General features: G+C 47.5%; 14 protein-coding genes. 5 read left to right on the plus strand and 9 right to left on the minus strand.

Features of this window, described 5'->3' with window-relative positions; translation table 11 throughout:
- The first annotated feature begins 54 nt into the window (after window positions 1-54).
- The 3 genes from OEM52_02730 (at window position 55) to OEM52_02740 (ending at window position 6,324) form a co-directional block, all read left to right on the plus strand.
- Entirely contained in the window at window positions 55-1,077 is a 1,023-nt protein-coding gene (locus OEM52_02730; protein ID MDK9699053.1) for a nuclear transport factor 2 family protein, read from the plus strand.
- Entirely contained in the window at window positions 1,074-4,592 is a 3,519-nt protein-coding gene (locus tag OEM52_02735) for an insulinase family protein (protein MDK9699054.1), read from the plus strand. The genes OEM52_02730 and OEM52_02735 overlap by 4 nt, the downstream gene beginning before the upstream one ends.
- Before the next feature lie 241 nt (window positions 4,593-4,833).
- Window positions 4,834-6,324: an aldehyde dehydrogenase family protein gene (locus OEM52_02740; GenBank protein MDK9699055.1), complete on the plus strand. Its 1,491-nt coding sequence runs from the start codon at window positions 4,834-4,836 to the stop codon at window positions 6,322-6,324.
- A 229-nt stretch (window positions 6,325-6,553) separates the two neighbouring features.
- Here OEM52_02740 and OEM52_02745 read toward each other — a convergent pair whose 3' ends face one another.
- The gene (locus tag OEM52_02745; protein ID MDK9699056.1) at window positions 6,554-7,594 is read right to left on the minus strand and encodes an asparaginase; all 1,041 of its coding nucleotides are present in this window, start codon (window positions 7,592-7,594) and stop codon (window positions 6,554-6,556) included.
- Between the two features lie 297 nt (window positions 7,595-7,891).
- Here OEM52_02745 and OEM52_02750 point away from each other — a divergent pair, with 297 nt between their 5' ends.
- On the plus strand, window positions 7,892-10,042 hold the full coding sequence (locus OEM52_02750; protein ID MDK9699057.1) for a hypothetical protein: 2,151 nt from the start codon (window positions 7,892-7,894) through the stop codon (window positions 10,040-10,042).
- 193 nt (window positions 10,043-10,235) lie between these two features.
- Here the strand turns inward: OEM52_02750 and OEM52_02755 are convergent, their stop codons facing one another.
- From OEM52_02755 to OEM52_02780, 6 genes are all read right to left on the minus strand, one after another.
- Window positions 10,236-11,771: a lamin tail domain-containing protein gene (locus OEM52_02755; GenBank protein MDK9699058.1), complete on the minus strand. Its 1,536-nt coding sequence runs from the start codon at window positions 11,769-11,771 to the stop codon at window positions 10,236-10,238.
- Between the two features lie 376 nt (window positions 11,772-12,147).
- A complete protein-coding gene (locus OEM52_02760; GenBank protein MDK9699059.1) occupies window positions 12,148-13,812 on the minus strand; it encodes a 5'-nucleotidase C-terminal domain-containing protein in 1,665 nt (554 codons plus the stop codon).
- Window positions 13,809-13,988 (minus strand): hypothetical protein, encoded by a 180-nt coding sequence (locus tag OEM52_02765; GenBank protein MDK9699060.1) that lies wholly within the window; start codon window positions 13,986-13,988, stop codon window positions 13,809-13,811. The genes OEM52_02760 and OEM52_02765 overlap by 4 nt, the downstream gene beginning before the upstream one ends.
- Complete coding sequence (locus OEM52_02770; GenBank protein MDK9699061.1) at window positions 13,989-14,324, minus strand: hypothetical protein; 336 nt, start codon at window positions 14,322-14,324, stop codon at window positions 13,989-13,991.
- A 59-nt stretch (window positions 14,325-14,383) separates the two neighbouring features.
- The gene (locus OEM52_02775; protein ID MDK9699062.1) at window positions 14,384-15,418 is read right to left on the minus strand and encodes an NAD(P)/FAD-dependent oxidoreductase; all 1,035 of its coding nucleotides are present in this window, start codon (window positions 15,416-15,418) and stop codon (window positions 14,384-14,386) included.
- Window positions 15,419-15,488: 70 nt separating this feature from the next.
- Window positions 15,489-16,766, minus strand: a complete 1,278-nt coding sequence (locus tag OEM52_02780) for an outer membrane protein transport protein (GenBank protein MDK9699063.1) — start codon at window positions 16,764-16,766, stop codon at window positions 15,489-15,491.
- Window positions 16,767-17,011: 245 nt separating this feature from the next.
- Between OEM52_02780 and OEM52_02785 the strand changes: the two genes are divergently transcribed.
- Window positions 17,012-18,220: an aminotransferase class I/II-fold pyridoxal phosphate-dependent enzyme gene (locus OEM52_02785; GenBank protein MDK9699064.1), complete on the plus strand. Its 1,209-nt coding sequence runs from the start codon at window positions 17,012-17,014 to the stop codon at window positions 18,218-18,220.
- On the opposite strand, the gene OEM52_02790 is transcribed toward OEM52_02785, so the two are convergent.
- Together OEM52_02790 and OEM52_02795 are read right to left on the minus strand one after the other, a co-directional pair.
- On the minus strand, window positions 18,217-19,563 hold the full coding sequence (locus OEM52_02790) for a hypothetical protein (protein MDK9699065.1): 1,347 nt from the start codon (window positions 19,561-19,563) through the stop codon (window positions 18,217-18,219). The two genes, OEM52_02785 and OEM52_02790, sit on opposite strands and share 4 nt — an antisense overlap.
- 48 nt (window positions 19,564-19,611) lie before the next feature.
- Window positions 19,612-20,237: hypothetical protein (locus OEM52_02795; GenBank protein ID MDK9699066.1), on the minus strand; the 626-nt coding region annotated here is incomplete at its 5' end.

Raw genomic sequence — 20,237 nt, forward strand, 5'->3', positions numbered from 1 at the left:
AGAAAAGCGTTTCCTGTAATACGTTCGGAAATATTGGATGCAACGGGAATAGGGATGAACGACACTAATAGGATAGAGATCGATCAAGACAGTTGCTCAATTGCTGGAATTGTTGTGCAGAAACATTTCAAGAGGATCGTTGGTGACCGCTGGACGTTATGCACTACAATGCTCCTGTTGCTTCTGGTGGTGGAACGGAACGTTTTGGCGACAGAGAATCCGATTGAGTCGCTGATTCAGGCGGAACGTTCGTTTTCTGCCATGTCTGAGAGAGCAGGAGTCAGCCAGTCTTTTCAACACTGGTTTGCTGATAGCTGCATCGTTTTACGGCCGCACCCAACCAATGGAAAGAATTGGTACAAAGACCGCGAGATTCCGGTTCATTTGAGTTGGGAACCGAATGTCACTGGAGTTTCAGTGAGCGGTGAATTCGGATATTCTTCGGGACCTTGGCTCATGAAAAAGTCGGCTTTTGATACCGTTGTTACCGCTCGTGGGCACTTTGTTTCGATTTGGAAAAAAACGACAAACGGGGAGTGGCAGGTCGCATTTGATCATGGAATTTCCTACGAATCTCCATTCGATGCAGTGCCACTGATGAAAATCGTGTCACCGAAAATTATAGATTCACTTTCGCAACAGAAGCGGCTACCCCAACATTCTGCGAGGCTCGATTCGCTGCTAAAGCGGGATCGTCAGTTTCATGAGTTACTTCGATCAAAAGGCACTGTTTTTGCCTATGAAAATGCCACGGCGAGAAAAGTCTTGATGTTGCGGGAAGGTTTTACCCCGGTGTATAGTTACATGCTTGCCGAACAATTTATGCGCAAGTATGGTGTGATGTCTTCGCTAACACCGCTTGGCGGCGATGTTGCAGAATCCGACGACTTGGGTTACACCTATGGAAAACTGCACTATAAGCCGCGCAAAGAAAGCGATTCGCTTGCCGGTGACTACTATTACTTGCGAGTTTGGCAGCGCAACCACCAATGGCGGTGGCAAATCGTGTTAGAAATTGCAACGCCGATTCCACCAGAGAGAATTGAATCTTCTTCACACCCATCGGAGTCAAAATGAAATACTCAATTCGCAATGTGTTTCTTGGATTGTTCATCAGTTCGCTCGCCGGAATTTCCTTTGCGAACGAATTCGATGGTTTGAAACCGGATGGGGAAGTTGCCGGATTTCGACCAGTGGCAGTGTATGAAAATGCCAACGACGCTCCAATGGGTGCGCGTTTTCAATCGGTGCGCCACGGCTTTATCATCGATTTACTTCGCATCGAATCAGTACCACAAGGTTTCTTCTGGGTGAAGTCGCCACCGAAGTGGGACAAGGGCGAACCTCATACCTGCGAACACTTGTTGTTGGGTAAAGGGAATCGCGGAAAAGCGGTTGCTGCTTTGGAAGACATGGCGCTTGGCAGCAGCAGCGCTTACACTGAGCAGTTGTACACTGCCTATCACTTTAACACGGTGGCTGGTACCGAGACCTATTACAAATTATTCGAAGAAAAATTAATGGCGCTGCTTCATCCCGATTTTACCGATGAAGAGGTGCGACGCGAAGTGTGCCATGTTGGAGTAGTCATCGATCCGAAAACCGGAAAACGATCCCTTGAGGAAAAGGGGACGGTCTACACGGAAATGGTCAGTGGGTACGAAAAACCGTGGTCCTATCTCTGGAACGTGATGGATGATATTGTCTATGGCGACACCCATCCCGTTGCGAATGTTTCAGGGGGAGAACCAGCGGCGATACGCACGATGACGCCACAGGATATGCGTGAATTTCATCGTGAGTTTTACCATCTCTCAAATATGGGAATCATCGTCGCTTTACCGGAGAACATTCCGCTACAGGATGCGTTGCGAAAATTCTCGGAGATATTGGATCGATGTCAAACCGGTACCGATTCTTCTCCGCATCCCGGAATGAGTGGTTTCGATTTGCCGCCGCCGCAACCGATGTTGCCAGAAGGGTCGATTAAGATTGTGGATTACCCCAGCGACAATCCGCAGGATCAATGCGACATGTTACTCTCGTGGCCCGCCCAATTGACATACACCGCTCAAGACGAGCTGTTGCTCAATTTGTTTCTCGGTGCGTTTGCCAGTGGTTCCACATCAAATTTATACGCCTTATTAATCGACTCGAAAACCCAATCGCTCGATTTAGAAGCGACCTCGGTGTATGGTAGCAGCAGCCGTTACTTGGGACATCCCATTCGCATCAATGTTGGTGGAATGCCACCATCGTCGGTTACCGATGCGAAGATTCGGGCAACCCGCAGTGCCATTATTAAAGAGCTGCAGAAAGTAGCTGATTTACCTGATAATTCTCCTGAGGTTAAGAAGTTTAACGAGCAAGCGTTAAGCTTGTTGACAAGCACGAAGAAATACTACGAAGACATTCTGAATAAACCCCCGATGTTTGGTTTCCGTGGCGGTCCCGGCGGTACATGGCAGCACAATCTCAATTGGTTAGAGCATGAACCCGGCTTCCGGAAATCGTTGGTTTGGAAAAAGCAAATCGCATTTGCCGACTCACTTCTGCGTACTGGGAAAAATGTTTGGAAAGGCTACATCCAGAATTGGAAGCTGCTCTCGACACAACCGTTTGTCGTGGCGAATCAACCATCACCCGCAGTGATGCAAAAGATGATTGATGACAAGTCATACCGGATTGCTGGATACATCGAGCAATACAAAACCAAGTACAATGTGAAGACCGCAGAAGAAGCGATACTCGCTTATGAGAAAGAGTTCGATTCCAACACGAAGCAACTGGAAACCACCTATGCACAGCAGGCGATGCCGAAGTTCATCGAGAATCCCCCGCTAACGTTAGACGATCCACTTAGATTCGATTCAATGAAACTGCAAAATGGCTCACCACTTGTTGCATCGACTTTCGAGAATATGACTTCGGCAACGATTGGCGTCGCATTTAATCTGAAAGCAATCCCTGAATCATTACTGGTGTATGTTCCATTCCTACCCTCGCTGATAACCGATATCGGCGTTTATGAGAATGGAAAACCGGTAACTCACAAGGAAATGAATACTCGATTGCGATCCGAGGTGCTCAACTATTACGCTGACTTCGATCATGGCGTTGTAACTGGTCGTTCTGAGTTCATAGTCCGGGCAGCTGGAGCGAACCATAACGAAATGATCAACGGATTACAGTGGATGACGAACTCACTGTATTCCCCTTACTTGGCGCTTGAGAATCTCTCACGTATACAAGATGTAATTGACCAAATACTGAGTTACTACCGATCGACAATGAAGGGTGGCGAGGAAGGGTGGGTCGATATGCCTGCCGACGCTTACCGGTTCCAAACCGATCCGGTGTACCTTGCGACCGATTGTTTTCTCACCAAGACCCATTTGATGCAACGGTTGCGTTGGCAATTGACTACTGCCGGCAGTAGTGCGGAACAAAAAGTCATCAATGAATTTCTTGCCAAGTTAGCCAAAACCGGTGCTACCAAACCGCGTAGTGATTTGATAAAGTGGGTGAATGAGCAACCAATTCCGGAGCAATCAGACGTAACGAAAACCGTCTGTAAACGAATTGTCGCAGAGCTGTTAGCGACGTTGTCGGAGATTCCCGATGCAAACCTTGCGCAAGATTGGAAGTATCTCTGCAGCGAGATCGAAGCCGATTTAGCAGTAACGCCGACTGTCGCGATGAATCGAATGAAGGCAACCCTTACATTGCTGACCCATTCCGATAACACGCGCTTCTATCTGATTTCGAATTCGGGAGAACGTGCTGCAATTATGCCGACGCTTGAGTCGTTTGCGAAAAAGCTCTCGTCGGAGAAAACCAGTGTGCAGAATTTCGCGACAATTCGACGGATCGATCAACGGTTGGCATCTCGTCATTCGGGGATGATGACACCGGTGTATGTCGGATTAGTAAACGACAATACCCGGAGTGGTGTATTGCTGTTCTCCGCAAAGAATGCCGAACCTTATGATGTAACCTCCGAAAAAATGCTGGACGCATTGGCAGGGAATCTTTATAGCGGCGGTGCTGGACATGGTTTGTTTATGCGGACATGGGGCGCGGGATTGGCGTATAGCAACGGTTATCGCTATCGCGATCACGCCGGGCGTTGTAACTATTATGCTGAGCGATGTCCCGATGTCGCGGAAACGATGCGTTTTGTCGTAAGCGTTCTGAAAGAAGCGAAATACGACGAGTCGCTTGGGGAATATGCCATTGCCTTAGCATTTGAAAAGTCAAGGGCGGGATCGAATTACGAGGAACGCGGTGAAGCGATTGCCTCCGATTTAGCAGATGGATTCCCGCCGGAGCGAATCGCTGCCTACCGCAAAAAAGTGTTGGGGATGCGTAACACGCCTGACTTAACCAAAAAGCTGTTCGCCCGGATGGAGAAAGTGTACGGGAAAGTGTTGATTGGATATGGCGAATCCGCCGAGCAAGTCGAACAGGGCAATTTTTTCCTAATTGGGCCGGAACGACAGTTCGCTTCGCTGGAAACCGAAATTGCAATCTCTGATACCCCCCAACCGGTGTATCGACTCTATCCCCGTGATTTCTGGTTAACCAAGTAACGCGAAGCTCAAAAACTCCGGGCGGAGTGAAATCGAGTCAAGCAGTTGGAAGGGCGGGCATGGTGTCCGCCCTTTCCTTGGAGTCTCCCGCCCAAAATGCCGTATTCCCCGACTTGCACTCGATAGGGAAAATTCCCGAAATTATAGACTGCGAAGAGCAACACAAAACCTTCCAGTGGGTACCGGATCGTATTTGTCCTACCCCAGCAACCTCAATCATGCCAACGAAAAGGAGTAGTTCGTGAGCGAAAAATTTCAGAACTTGATCGATGGAGTATGGTGCGACGCCGACTCCGGTAACACCTTTGAAAACCGCAATCCCGCCGACTGGTCGGATTTGATTGGTACCTTCCCGAAAAGTGGTACGGGCGAAGTTGATCGTGCAATTACCGCAGCTAAGCGCGCTTACAACGCATGGCGACTGATGCCGGCGCCGGCACGCGGCAACATCTTGAAGAAAGTCGGCGACCTGATGACCGAGCGGAAAGAATTTCTTGCTCGCGAAATGACCCGTGAAATGGGCAAAGTATTGAAGGAAACCCGCGGCGACGTGCAAGAAGGCATCGATACCGCCTACTATGCCGCTAGCGAAACCCGCCGGATGTTCGGTCATAACACGCCTTCCGAATTACCCAACAAGTATAATCTTTCGATGCGACAACCGCTCGGCGTAGTGGGCGTCATTACCCCGTGGAATTTCCCGATGGCAATTCCGACGTGGAAAATTTTCCCGGCGCTGGCATGCGGCAATACCGTCGTCTTCAAGCCGGCAAGCGACACCCCGCGTACCGCCACCGAATTAGTAAAGATTCTGGATGAAGCTGGCGTACCAAAGGGTGTAATCAATTTAGTCCACGGTGGTGGTTCGGTTGTCGGAAATGCTATCGTCAATGATAAGCGAGTTGCGGCGATTAGCTTCACCGGCGGCAGCGACGTCGGTAAAAAAATCAACGAGTTGGCAGGCAAGACCTTGAAGCGGGTATCCCTCGAACTCGGCGGCAAGAACGCCGTTATCGTAATGAATGACGCCGACCTCGACAATGCGCTCGACGCGGTGATTTGGGGCGCGTTTGGTACAACCGGACAGCGTTGCACGGCAACCTCCCGCGTGATTTGCCAATCCGGCATTCACGACAAATTCGTGAAGATGCTCGTGGAACGCGCCAATACCTTGAAGTTAGGTGACGGTCTCGACGAGAATAATGAAGTCGGTCCGTGTGTCAGCGAATCGCAGCGCAACTCGGTGCACGAATACACACTCATTGGCTTGAACGAAGACAAAGCGAAGCTCGAATGCGGCGGTGAAGCGGCGCTGGGCGGCGATCTCGATAAGGGTTGGTTCTATAAGCCGACGATTTTCAGCGGGATCAAACCGGGTATGCGGTTAGAACAGGAAGAGGTGTTCGGTCCGGTGCTTAGCGTTATCAAATGCGAAACGTTGGAAGAAGCGATTACGATTTTAAACGATACGGTGTATGGTCTATCGAGCGCGATTTTTACGCAGGATGTCAATGTTGCGATGGTAGCGATTCGCGATATCGAAGCAGGCATCTGCTATATCAATAGCGCGACGATTGGTGCGGAAGCCCACATGCCGTTCGGCGGCGTGAAGGAAACCGGTAATGGTCACCGTGAAGGCGGCTGGACGGTTTACGATTTCTTTAGCGAATGGAAATCGGTCTACATCGACTTTAGCGGCAAACTGCAAAAAGCGCAGATCGACAACAACTAATTTCAGTTGGAAGTTAGGCACTCTTGCCTGACAATTCTTGTTAAGTCGCGACTTTCTTGGCGTCATGGGTAGGGGCGGACCATCGTGTCCGCCCTTTGCATTGTAACGTTGGGGCGAATGGCATACGCCGTTTAGGAGGAATCCTGCTTAACATAAATTTATAGGGCGTACTATCCAGTACGCCCCACTTTTGTGCATCACTGCACTTACTAAATAAAATCGGAATTATCTAAAACATCCTCACTGGTGTCGTAAACTTCTGGAGTCCTTGCAAGAAATCTTTGCTTGGACGAATTTCACCCACCGCACGTCCCGCCCAATTCTTGACCGTACGAGCGCCCCATCCCGTCTTAGCGCCCCAACCGTGCTGCAGGAGTCCTAACGTTTCCAGTAGAATGCATGAGACGACGTTCCGCGGCACTTCCTCGCCATCCCACATCTTGATAGCAACGCCAACCCCCATCCCCGTAGCAGCATCGTGCCAGCCCATCGAATAGTATCCTGCCGCGCCGGCTTTCGCAATAAGTCCTTTACAAGCGCGCATGAGATCGGTATCGATTCGTTTCCGGGTTCCTGCAATAATTTCCGGATGAGTTTGCATGGCGTCGCGAATTCGACCAACATCGTCACCGAAGCGTCCCGACTGATCGGCGATGCGAGCAAACGCCGTCGCCATCCCGCGGAGGGTTGGACCCCATGTCACAACTGAACAGTGATCCATTCCGGTCGCAATCTCATCCATCGCATCGTCGCAATACCGGGCAATCCGCGCTTTGATCCGCTGCTGTACCGGATGTTCAGGTAAATAATACCCTTCTAAACTCTCGCCGTAACTGTTAGCTGTCGCCAACATTGCGGCATGTTTTCCCGAGCAGTTGTGGTGTAGTACAGTAGGCGTTAATCCTTCGCGAATCAATTCGCGACGTGTCTCCTCATCGTGGGGAGGATGCACTCCGCATTGCAATTGGTCGGGTGTTCCACCAAAGCGATCGAGCAACCGGGCAACTAACCGGCGGTGCATGTCTTCGCCACTATGCGACGCCGATGCAATCGCAATTTCTTCCAGCGAAACCCGATCAGACCACACTTCCACAAACGGCAGCGCTTGAATCGGTTTCATCGATGAGCGAGTGAGCGGACGTGCTTCGGAATTACCCATGGCAAACAAGAGATCGCCATTGGCATTTGAAATCGCAATCGAACCGGTGTGATACGTTTCCAACGAATCACCACGCATCTGTTCGATCAAAATGGGGGGACGAGAATGCAAGGGTTGTACCTCGGAGAATCTAAAACAAACTGCAAGCAATATGCATTTACGTTTGCAAGCAAGCAAATCCTTCGCGAGTGGGATCGGCAATTTTCCCGACAAGTTGAGTACAGTTAAACAGAAATGATATCGATGATAAAACGAAACGAAAATATTGAAACAGACTATCACACGAAAACGGTATGTATAAGGATTAAATTGCAAACTACGGAGTATCTATTGAGATATTATTCACGAGTAACTACATTAATATATGGGTTCTTTCGGAAAGTCAATCACTATAAATTGGAGGATACAATGAAGCTATGTCGTACTTCCCGGATGCCGTATCATCCCATGCCCTTGCTCAGTATTGTGGTTCTACTTATTGCAGGTTCGGTAAGCATCGCGCTCGCTCAGTACGATACGCTGGTTCCCACTGGTCGTTTTACTATGAACTGGGGAACCACCCGTAACATGATTGTCCATGGCAATTACTGTTACCTTGCCACCGGGTCGACCGGACTACAAATCGTCAACATCCAAAATCCCACTGCAATGCGTCCCGCCGGTGAATCGTATGCTTATGGCTATGTGGAGAACATCGCCAAAGTAGGTAACTACGCCTACATCACTTCATCGGATAGCGGTTTTCACATACTCGATCTCCAGAACCCAATATCTCCCGGAGTCGTGCTTTCCGATCACAACCGTTTTCAATTTGCTCGGGAAATCCTCGAAGAAAACGGATACGTTTATTGCATCGAATACGAAGGTTACGATTCCTTGCAACTTACTGTTCTTGGTGTCTCCATTCCCAGTTCTCCCCAAACTATCAGTACAACCAGATATCAGGCTACTGAGTTCCGAGGTGTCGCGGTTTACAATCAATTCTTATATCTGACAAATGGCGATTCGACCATTTCGATCATCGATGCCAGGCAACCTACTGCTCCAGTGTTAACAATCCGGATGCGAGTTGCCAGTTGGACGAGTAGCATTACTGTTGCTGAAAATTTTGCGTATGTGATGGGATATGAGCCTCGGTTTAGCGTTTTGAGTCTGACGAATCCAGCTTCGCCAACTATTATTGCTCAATCGGATTCGGTTCTCGGATATGCAAATCTGGCTGTTTTTGGAAATCGATTATACTCTTGTGACAACGGGGAGGAGGAATCGTTTCTATACATCTACGACATTACGAATCCGACTCAGCCGCAATTTCTACAGCAGTTTGAAGATTATGTCTTTGACTATGCGGTAACTTCCGACAACAGTGTCGTTTTCACTTGTGGAGGTAACGTAAACGCATACGCAAACACGAATCAACCACAGTTGATTGGATCGAGTCGATCACAGCACAGTTTAGTCGAACAAATAAAAATTCGCGGCGACCGCATGTACCTTGGCGAATGGTACGGCATGTCAATCCTTTCTCCCGCCAATCCCGGCACATTGGTTCAGATTGGGCGAATCGACTCGATAACGAATGGACAAGTGTATCACTTTGATTTTCTGAGCGATCAATTCATCGTCACTGCTTGTGATACAACTATGAAAGTTTATAACATCAGCGACCCGGCTCATGCGTCATTAATTGGCTCCTTGCATTTTCCCTACTTCCTTGCTGGTGTATCGGTACGAGGCAACTATGCGTATGTATTTGGATGGAATGATGGCAGTGTGATGAGGGTTGTCGATTTGACGAATCCGACTATGCCGATCCTCGTGGGAAATACATTCACTTATGATTGGGGTTCGATGGTTTTTGAAGGGAACTTCGTCTACTTGAGAGGTCATTCCCAACTTTACATTCTGGATATGAGTAATCCGGTGAATCCTGTCTTAATCTCTTCAACCGAGATATCTCCGCAACAATACTGCACTACAAACGATAATTGGGCAAAAGTTGGTAACTATGTGTTTGCTGCTGGACAACAGGGTCTATCGCGTACTAATGTTACGAATATGACGAGTCCACAATATACCTCAGACGCGATACCGGGAAATTTTACCGGAGTATCGAGTAGCGGGAATTACTTGTTTGGCAATGATTACTTCGTTGGATTGAGGGTTTTCCGGATCCAACCAAACGGCACGGCGGTCGAAGTGGGGCGCAGTCGAACTTGGGGAGCTGGTTCTGTACTCGCACAGGATCAAATTGCCTACGTCAGTACTTATAATCATCTTCTAACCTTCGATTGCTCCCATCTCATGGATGTCGGAGATCCAATCGGTAACACGGCTTTACCGCAATCGATAACATTACATGACCCTTATCCAAATCCCTTCAATGCAGAAGTGTCGATTCGATTCGATGTTCCCAGCAATTCGATGATTGCAATTGATGTTTTCGATGCCTTAGGCCGACAAGTGAACGAGTTACCAACCGTGTATACTTACCAGGTACTCACCAGATTGCTTGGAATGGAAATCGATTCACTTCCGGTTTATATTTTGTTAAGTTGAGCACAGGGAATTTCACAGCCACGAAGAAGATTCTACTGTTGCAGTAACTCTAATTAAAGAGCAAATAGAAAACAAGGGCTGACAGATGTCAGCCCTTGTTCGATAGTAGCGGGCCGGTTGAACAGGTTCGGACAAACACACCATCCGGTTGTTTTCCGCCGCTCAAGCCGGACCCATAGCCGGGATCAATCGATTACGGTAAATACAGAATCTTCTGTGTCAACGCAACCGAGCGGCCGGTCATCCGAACGATATACAATCCACCGGCAGCCGTGATACCATTGGTATTACGACCATTCCAAGAAACTTTACCCGCTTCGCGAACATCAGAACCGAGTGTAGCCACCAAACGACCCATAACATCATGGACTGTTATCGTCGCAACTTCACCACGGGGGATGCTGTATCGAATGTCAGTCGAACGATTGAAGGGATTCGGATACGCCATTTCCAAAGCGAAGCCATTAGCGACAGATGGCGCAGGGCGCTCACCGACTTCAGATGAAACGACATCGGCTTGACCGCGCGGAGAAATCTGGAAATACTCGGTATAAGGTGAGTTGAAATCGTACTGACCGGCGATTCCGGTAACCGTTATCCGGTCACCAGGTTGCGGCGGGTTGGTCCAACCGTCTAAATCGGTACCCTTTTCGATACGCAGGGTAATGATACCGGTACCGTCATCGAGATTGATACTGGCAGCGCTGTCAAGTAACGGCCAATTTTGATTGCTGCCAAGAATTGCACCAACGATTTGAACAAGCATGCCTTCGTAGGATTCACCGCTGTTGCGAAGTTCACCTGTTGTACAAACAATTGGATCCGGCAAGGCTATGTGTGCAGCGCCATGGTTCGTTACCTGAAAATACGGGGGAACGATCTGGGTCTTACCATTATAGATCGAGACATATCCTTGTGCAGTAATAGAATCGCCAACAGCAACGGTTGTGCTGTTAACGCCACGAAGCGTGACACCGGCATTCAAACCGTCTTGGATAGAAATATCCAATAATCCACCCGACTGCCAGAGACCGGAAGGAACATTCGCTACACCGTGGACGCGAACGTAAAGACCACTATCAACCGGAATGCCATTGGTGTTATTCGTGCGGATTTGCAGTAAGGTGCGATCTACTGGAGTAGGTACCGTTCCGCCATTTAATGCGCCGGGAGTCGGAGGATTGTGTACTTGGAAGTCAGCACTATTCACGTTGGTGTCGGTGCCATCGGGGATGCGGGCAATCGATTCGCCAGAATACGGATCCGGCGCACTAGCCGTGCGATTGTCGGTAGGTTCACCCATCCAGATTGCACCCGGATCGGCAAAGGAACCATAACCAACGGCATCGATGATTTGACCGGAAGGATTTTTCAAGAGAAGATTGTCACCATGTCCACCTGTTGCACTCGCGGCATTTTGCCAATCACAATGAGTGGAAACTTGGGTAACGTTTACAACCTGCGCGTCCTGACCGACCACGAAGTAACCTGATGCAGGAATCACTCCAGACAAAAGGACGCTGTCGTAAGCGCCTGTCGAACCAACATTACCATTAATACCGACTAACCGGTAACCAGTAAGGTCAGTACCAGGTGTCCCTTTAATTTCAGTGAAGCAATGTGCATCGGTACCGGGCGTATCGTACAGTATCTCATTTATAACAATCTGCGCATTTGCTATGGCAGCAAACAGCAGCACGGATAACAGAACCATTAACCGAAGTTTCATTCTTAACTCCTCACTCTCAAGCTGGGTAAGGCGGACAAATGTCCGCCTTGATTTATTGATAAAACAATTGTTTGGGCAGATTTGGTCAGTTTCTCTCAAACACCATGCGAATCTACCCAAATTCACCGAAATGGAAGGGGATATCAGGATCGCTGCTGGGTAATTTGAATCTAACTCGATGTTTTTCTACAATGTGCCGCAACGAAACGACTACCGCTTTAAATCCGGTACAGCGTCTTTTTCTGGAACAATTACCTGAAAACAGGTAATGATAACTTCCCAAAGTAAACATACAAAGTACAATTGACATTCGCAACCGGATTGAAAACATACTCACACTGCATGAAAAAACTGTGAGGATACACTATAGTTTGTTTTACTTACCGGCAGTGTCCATCCAACGTACTTTTTTACTCGGGGCAATCGGCGACGACTTCTCGATGTACTTAACTAACGCATCGGAAATCCGCATTCCCAACCAATCGACTTGATCCTGCGGAATCTCGGTGAGTATCTGCATCCCGGAATTCCCCATCAACAGATAATCCGAGGTCGAAACCGAATACATCGAGTCGGGATGAAACACTTTTCCAGAGTGAAACTCGATTTTGGAAATGCGCTCGCCTTGTGGTTTGGAACCATCGAACGTAACCGTTGCGCCGCTTAATCCCATTCCCAACCGGGTAGAGGATGCTCGCCCTTCCAATAGTTTTTGCAGAAAGGTGCCCTTCACTTTGAATGATACCAGCTCGTTGCCGAATGGTTCAATGTGGAAAATCTGGCGACGGGTAATATACCCCGGAGCGACATTTTCCCGGACACCACCGGAATTTTGTAAACCGATATCTGTTTGGGCGTAATCGCGCATCGCATCGGCGACTAACGAGACCATCGGTGCATTTCCGTCACCGCGAATAAAGTCGGCGATTGATTCGCCGATTACTTCATCCATCCCTCGTTCAACGGTATCGACAATCGCTTGAATTTGCTTATCGATAACCGGATCACGTCCCCACTGTTCCTCTTGCAACAACATCAGCATCGATTGATCAGTTGGCATTGCATAATCAACCAATCGTCCAGTGGTTTTATCAACGAAGAGATCAACTGCGCCGATGTTGCCGCCGTGACCATAGTTCTGTAGTAAGAGGGTGTGATGTTTCGGATGAACCCACCCCTTCGGTTTACCCACATGAATATGACCGCAGAACATTACATCCACGCCCGGTACCCGTTGCGCCAATTCCTGCGCGTCACCGACATAGGGTTTGGTGAAGCCGCCACTCTGTTCGATGCTGAGTAACCGTTGGTAATTCGCTTCTTCGTCGAATTGAATGCCATGATGGAACACCACCCAGATTGCTTGCGCGCCATCCGCTTTGGCTTCCATAATCGCATGTTCCAGTGCCGGGACTTCGTCAAGAAACTCGATGTTAGCGATGTTTTTCGGAAACGACATAAACTTAGTGGAAGTGGTCGCCAAACCAATAATAGCAATCTTCACACCCGCAAAATTCTTCATCAAATACTGCTTCGTACCGGGATACTGCTTGTTTGTTTCGCGGTCATGCAGATTTGCGGAAATCCACTGAAAATTTGAACGCTTGATCATCGAATCGAGTGCCCAGAATCCGTGATCGAGGTCGTGATTCCCTACTGCCACGGCATCCATCCCAATTAAATTGTAGTAATCGACAATCGCCTGTCCTTTAGTGACGGTGCCAATCGGAGCCCCTTGATAAATGTCGCCGGCGTCGACCAACATGAAGTGCTGCCCATCGCGCTTCGCACGTTCCTTCATCGCCTTCACAAGACGAAACTGACTCGATGCGCCGCCTAACGTCGGAGGAAACTCCGGATTGAGAAATTCGGCGTCGCTCCGCATGATCCCGCCGTGTACGTCATTCGAGAAGACGACGGTGATTCGAGCGGTATTCTTCGGTACCGGTTTCGATGGCCAATCGTCGGCGGTTACCGCGAAAACAGCGGTACAAAATACTGCGATGAGTATCAGAGTAACGATCTGGGTAAAGCGTTTCACTTTCTTTTTCCTATCCTGCCGAACAAGAAGGGCAGAAAAATCAAAAATCCGAATAATCCAATCTTACGACCGAGTAACGTAAAAATCGCCGATGCCAATAGTCCAAGGCTAAGCGTCACCAACCACTTGGGAAGTTTCACCCCTTCCGGTTCAATCGGTGTGTTGGGTGTCTCCATTTACTTAAAGTATCCAGTCATGCGAATCGTATCCGACTTGCTGCCATCGAGCCCTTTGTATCGTTTTGAGTTCCATAGCCAAAGCATAATCATCGGAATTGGGATAAGTATGTAAAACAACAAACGCGACCATTCTCCAATTCCGAAAATTCGAAAAACAAAATCGATGATAAAATAGGGAACGTAAATCGCTAAACCGTATGCAAAAAGATAGACAAAAAGGTTAAGTGGAATAGGTAGCATATCAGATGCTGAGAGAATACCATCCGAAATCTTTTGCCATGTCGTTAATGGTTTACTCAGTATCTCGTCCGGTGTCGGTTCCCGCTGTTCCATCGAAAAGCTCCCTTCACCTTTCACCCATCACCTATTACCTATTGCCCATTGCCTGTTTTTTACACATCATGCGGGCTGGCATGTTCGATCCAGTCGCGCGGTCGGGGAGAAGCGTTGAGATACTTCGCAATTGCGTGTTCTATCGCCATCGCCGCTTCGCCGTTTCCCGCCGCGATCAAATTTACTTTCCCATCGTATTTGGCGATGTCGCCCACCGCATATACTCCGGGCATTGCCGTTTGCATATACCGATCGACCAGTAATCCATTCCATTTGACTTGTAAGCCCCACGACTCAATTGGACCAAGATTTGCCATAAGTCCGATCATCAAGAGCAGATCGTCAACCTCCCACGTATTTTCTTCGTTGGTGTCGGTGTTGACCAGCGTTACAGCTTCTAAATGCTCTTCGCCGTGCAGCGCTTTCACTTCCCACGGTAACAATAATTCCGTACTGGTATCGTGAATCATTTCATCGACATTCGCTTCCAACGCTTTGAACTGATGGCTGCGATGTACTGCCCAAATCTTTTTCGCGACGCCGTCCAGATTGATCGCCCAATCGACTGCGCTATCGCCGCCGCCGACAATCATCACCCGCTTATCGCGAAAACGTTCTTTTGACCCGACGCTATAATGCACGCCGCGGTCTTCCAATTGGGCGAGATTCGGCAGATCGAGTTTTCGCGGCAGATATGCGCCCATCCCGCCAGCAATGAGTACACATTTCACAAGCACTTCCCGGCGCGCAGTACGCATCCGGTACAAAATCTCTTCCGGAAAATCGAGGTTGACCGGTTCCCGGACAATCCACTCAACCCGTTCATTAAGTCGATACACCGGTTGGAAGGGAGCCGCTTGCTCGATAAGCGAATTGATGTACTCTTTTGCGAAAATTTTTACATGTCCGCCGACATCGAAAATCCACTTCTCGGGATATAGATTGATCAGTTGTCCGCCAAGCTCCGGCAATGTGTCGAACGCAATCGTTGAGAGCCCGTGGTATCCCGCATAAAACGATGCGTACAGACCTACCGGTCCCGCGCCAACGATCCCGAAATCATAGATTTTCTTATCTTCCAACGTCATTCTCATATAAAATTCGGTAGGGGTCAATTTTAAATCGACCCGATTAAACACCCGCAAACATTCGTAAGACTTGAGACTACTCCTGTCCAAACTTGTAACTAACACCAAACGCAAACCGGAAATAACGATCTTGTACGTTGTCCATATCGTTACGTGGAAGCCCGCCAAACAGATTATCCGCTACCGGGTCGGCACCCTTCGATTTCAAATGTCCGAATTGCAAAGCAAAGTCTGTTGCCCATGCGCCGTGATCATATCCTGTCCCTACCGATAAATATGACAAGGCATATTCTTTATCAAACGGGGAGGGAGAATAGCGGTAACCGAAACGAACTGGCACTTCCGGTAACACGCGGTGTTCAACGCCCACTCGGAACTCCAACGTATTCTCCAGATTCTGTGGAACGCTGCTCAGAGTCGCTTCCTTCCAATTCGTCCATTCAATTTCTGCTAAGAAACGCGAACGCAGCATCTGTCCGGGAAGATACTCGAAACCGGCGCCAATCGACATCGGATACGTCCGATTCACGATAAAGGATGTATTGCTGTGGTACGTTGCGGTGGTTGTATCGATGGTGACTTTATCATTCCAATCGCCACGGTGCGTTACTTGCAATCCCGTAGACAACCGGTCATTGATCTGGTACGTAAATCCAAGACGGCTCTCTAATTGAGCATTGTCCGGATCGCTCGTCATTTCGATGATGCCGGTGCTATCGCTTGGCAGATCGCGGGAGAAAACCGATTTCGATTCGATGGAGCCGGAAACCATCCCCACAGAGATACCAGCTGTCAAGGATTTCCATACTGGAGCGGCGACAGCGATTCCTGTCCAACGCCGGGTACCGTCGGTTTTGTCTTCCACACGACCGAGTACGCGGTCTTGTTGACCACCGGTCGAGAACCGGTCGCGAATCTCTTCATAATACTTGTAATCGTAATCGACCAATGGTTTGGTAGCGAGTGCGACTGTCCAAATTTTGCCCGATTCGCTCTTCATCGTGAAAACGCCGCCGGCAGCGAATTTCGCATTGCCCATGCTGTTCGATACATATTGGTTGTAATTCAAGATGCCGTCGAAGGAATCGTAGATCGGGAATGAACGCGATTCGATATTTTGCGGCACCATGCCGGTTACCTCAAACCGTAACCCTTTTCCGAACAGGGCATACTGTGCGGGATTGGCTAACGCGTCAAGGGGACTGGTCGATCCTATAAGTCCGGTCTCACCCATCGCAATCGAGCGCGGCGTGATACCGACCAACAGTTCGCCAGTGGTTCTGGTTTGACTACTTGCTGCCCAAGTCGGCATAGTGCAAGCGACGATGATAAAAAGGATGAGGGAGCGCCGCATCAGTTAGCTCCAAAGCGATAATGTAAAACAAACCGTGAATGGATAACTATGGCTGTAACCAACTAAAATAGCGAATCTCCAGTGAAAACTCAATGATGAAAACCCTCACGTTGCCGGAACGCACACAGATTCGTAACTTGCTGTGGTTGAAATTGCCTGGATTGCCGGTGTAACCGAACATCTGTGGGCTTTCAACGTGTTACTCACACCAGATTCATAATTGCGATGTACCCCGGAGTGTTCCCATGGAGCCGATTCAGCCCGCTACCCGTTCCCACGAAATCTTTTATGCCGTTCGCGATGTCCTGTTAGTTGCCAATGAGGCTAAGAGCCGTGGCATGAAGTTATACTATTTGAACATTGGTGATCCCAACCAATACGACTTCGATACGCCGCAACACTTGAAAGATGCGGTTAGCAAGGGAATGGAAACCTGGGCACATAATGGCTACTCGCCGAGTTCGGGAATCGAAACCGCCCGCGACGCGATTCGCCGGGAAGCGCATCGCAAAGGGATCGACAATGTCCTCGATATCTTCGTCACCTCTGGCGCCTCCGAAGCAATTGACATTAGTTTGACAGCGCTATGTAATCCCGGCGACAACGTCCTCTGCCCGACTCCCGGTTACCCGCTTTACTCCGCAATCCTTGCGAAACTGAATGTCGAGTATCGCCCTTATTACTTGGTGGAAGAGAACAACTGGGCACCCGATGCGAATGAAATAGCCAAATTGATTGACGACCGGACACGCGCCATCGTTCTTATCAATCCGAACAATCCGACCGGCTCGCTATACTCACGGCAGACCTTAGAGCGCATCGTTGAGATGGCGCTTGATCACAATATTGTCGTCTTTGCCGATGAGATATACGACAAACTGCTGATGGATGGCTTGCAACATACCAGCATCGCCTCGTTATCGCAAAATCTACCGTGTATTACGTTCAACGGACTCTCGAAGGGATATATCGCGCCCGGTTGGCGGATTGGCTGGGGCATTGTGTCTGGGCCAGAGGCGCGGATGAAGGACTATGTCGATGCGATTAATAAATTCCTGCGGGCAAGACTCTGCGCCAGTCACCCGATGCAATTCGCTATCGCACCGGCGCTTGATGGTCAACACGATTTCCTCGAGGCGGCAAAAGCGAAACTGCAACGTCGTCGCGACCTCTCGGTGAAGAAACTCTCGGAAATTCCCGGAATCACTGTGGTAAAACCGACCGGAGCGTTTTATAGCTTCCCGCAACTACACATCGAGGGTGAGGATGAGGATTGGGTAAAAGGACTGATTCGCACTACCGGCGTTGTCGTTGTCCACGGCAGCGGGTTCGGTCAGAAACCGGGTACTAAACACTTCCGGTTTGTTTTCCTCCCCGATGAGGAAACCCTGAACACCGCCTTCACATTAATTGATCAATTCCAGCGGCAGTGGCTTGCCGGGAAGAAATTTTAGAGGTAAATATCATAGTTTGTCAAGTAATGTTCTTCATAGTATTGATCAATTTGGCTTTCTAATTCATCAGCTCTTTGTTGATATGAAAGCAATTCTTTACTGTCGAATAATCCTGACTCAACTATACTTTTGAGAATATCTCGCTTAATTATTTTATAGTGTTTTGAGTTGTGATCACTCATTCTCTCGATATTTATCAGTGCATCTTCAAACTCATTCTTTGCAATTTTGAGTCTGCAGAGTAATCCGATTTGAATGTCTTTTCTAATGTTTCCGTGCTTTTTCTCTAGATCAGCAATTAAATTTGATGCCTCATCGATATTTCCTACAGCGATTTCACAAAGTATTAGTTGTGCTTTCGCCTCGAATGGTATAGTTTTCTTGTATTTAACTGCTCTAGAGGCTGCTTCTCTTGCAGCTTTAATGTTGCCAAATGCAAATTCTACTCTAGATAATCTATGAAAATATTTACCCTGATCTATGATACGAAGTTTCTCTAAAGCTCTTCTTGCCTCATGTTCATTTTTCATATAAGTTGCTACTAATGCAATTAAATCAATAACATAGCTATTATCTGGCTGTAATCCAATTGCAAGATTCAGGTATCTAATTGAGTTATCCAAGTCACCATTTAACAGATGACATAATCCCATTTCCCTAAACAAAGCCACACCATGCTTACCGTGTCGCTTTGCATCATCAAAAAACTCAATCGCTTTGTCAATATTATTTCGTTTCCTTTCGAGAAATCCTCTTAAAAACAAAATATCCCGCTGAGGGGCAAACTGCTGAAACTGTGTAATTGCTTCAGAAGCCAAGCCATACTTCTCTAAATGAATCAGTGATCTTATCAAAAACCAATAAGCGGAGCCACTGTCGGGTCGTGCTTCGATTATTAACTTGGCCAATCTGTAAGCTTCCTCATAGTTGTTTTCAAAGTAATGTTTTTGGATAACTGATATTATGTCACTGTTTAACTCGAGAGTTTCGTCAATCATTTCATTATAGCCAGATAATCTAGCAGCTTTGAACATAACTCGCCACAAATCATAATTTCTTTCTTGAGGATTAGAATTCGTTATCGAATCGTTGATGATATTACACAATCGATAGTGATCATCTTTCCCAATTGTACCATAATAGCTATATGCTGATTCGCTTATTGGGTCTGCGATTTTGTAATACCCACTCTCGGTTATTTGTATTAATGACATATCTATTAAAGTAACCATCGTTTTTGATAAGCTATTAATATTGATCGAATAATAATTACTGATAACATCAATCGGCAAGGGTGATAAATTGCACAATAGCTTCAAAATGGCTTTACTTTCCTCGTTCAATCCGAGTCTTTGGATATAGTTTATGAAAACACTAGTTCGAAATTCGATTTATTTGCTCTTATCTGCTAAAATAAGTTCAATTCCATAAATGTGGCAAATTTGAGCAGCATAAAAAGCAGCAGGCGGATATCCAGCAATGTATTCAGAAAGTTCCGATATCTGCCCCGGGTTAAAGGATAGATTCAAATTTCTAAAATGGAGAGTTAACAATTTTTTAGTATCATTATCATTCAAAGGCTTAAGATAATACGTTGGCGCATAAACCTGATAAGGTATATTTTGTGGCTTTCTATTAGATATAATGAACAAATATGCCTGACCATCGCATGGAAAGTTTTGTAGAAATGTAATCATATGAGACGAAAGATACCCCTCATCATCGAGTAGACCGCCTTCGTCAACAAATATAAGTAACTCATTCTTTTGATTTAGCGATTTAATGTTATTAATTATTCGAGTTATAGATTCATCAATATTTAATTTCTTTACAGTTGATACTAAATTGCTTAACTCGCTCTTATTACTATAAGGTTCCGACATTGTAGTAAGTTTTATACAAATGTCATTTATATTATCACCGTTTTCTATTGTTAAAATTGAAACCTTCTTAAAGTTGAGAACATTCTTTAATGAGTGTTGAATAAAAGTTCTTCTACCAATTCCGGTAAGACCAT

It is taken from the genome of bacterium (genome assembly GCA_030247525.1).
In the GTDB taxonomy this organism is placed as follows: domain Bacteria; phylum Electryoneota; class JAOADG01; order JAOADG01; family JAOADG01; genus JAOTSC01.

Excerpts from the sequence above, each read along its gene's own strand:
- OEM52_02765 (MDK9699060.1), bottom strand. The coding sequence starts at position 13,988 with ATGGAGACACCCAACACACCGATTGAACCGGAAGGGGTGAAACTTCCC.
- OEM52_02775 (MDK9699062.1), bottom strand. The coding sequence starts at position 15,418 with ATGAGAATGACGTTGGAAGATAAGAAAATCTATGATTTCGGGATCGTT.
- OEM52_02770 (MDK9699061.1), bottom strand. The coding sequence starts at position 14,324 with ATGGAACAGCGGGAACCGACACCGGACGAGATACTGAGTAAACCATTA.
- OEM52_02735 (MDK9699054.1), top strand. The coding sequence starts at position 1,074 with ATGAAATACTCAATTCGCAATGTGTTTCTTGGATTGTTCATCAGTTCG.
- OEM52_02750 (MDK9699057.1), top strand. The coding sequence starts at position 7,892 with ATGAAGCTATGTCGTACTTCCCGGATGCCGTATCATCCCATGCCCTTG.
- OEM52_02780 (MDK9699063.1), bottom strand. The coding sequence starts at position 16,766 with ATGCGGCGCTCCCTCATCCTTTTTATCATCGTCGCTTGCACTATGCCG.
- OEM52_02730 (MDK9699053.1), top strand. The coding sequence starts at position 55 with ATGAACGACACTAATAGGATAGAGATCGATCAAGACAGTTGCTCAATT.
- OEM52_02755 (MDK9699058.1), bottom strand. The coding sequence starts at position 11,771 with ATGAAACTTCGGTTAATGGTTCTGTTATCCGTGCTGCTGTTTGCTGCC.
- OEM52_02785 (MDK9699064.1), top strand. The coding sequence starts at position 17,012 with ATGGAGCCGATTCAGCCCGCTACCCGTTCCCACGAAATCTTTTATGCC.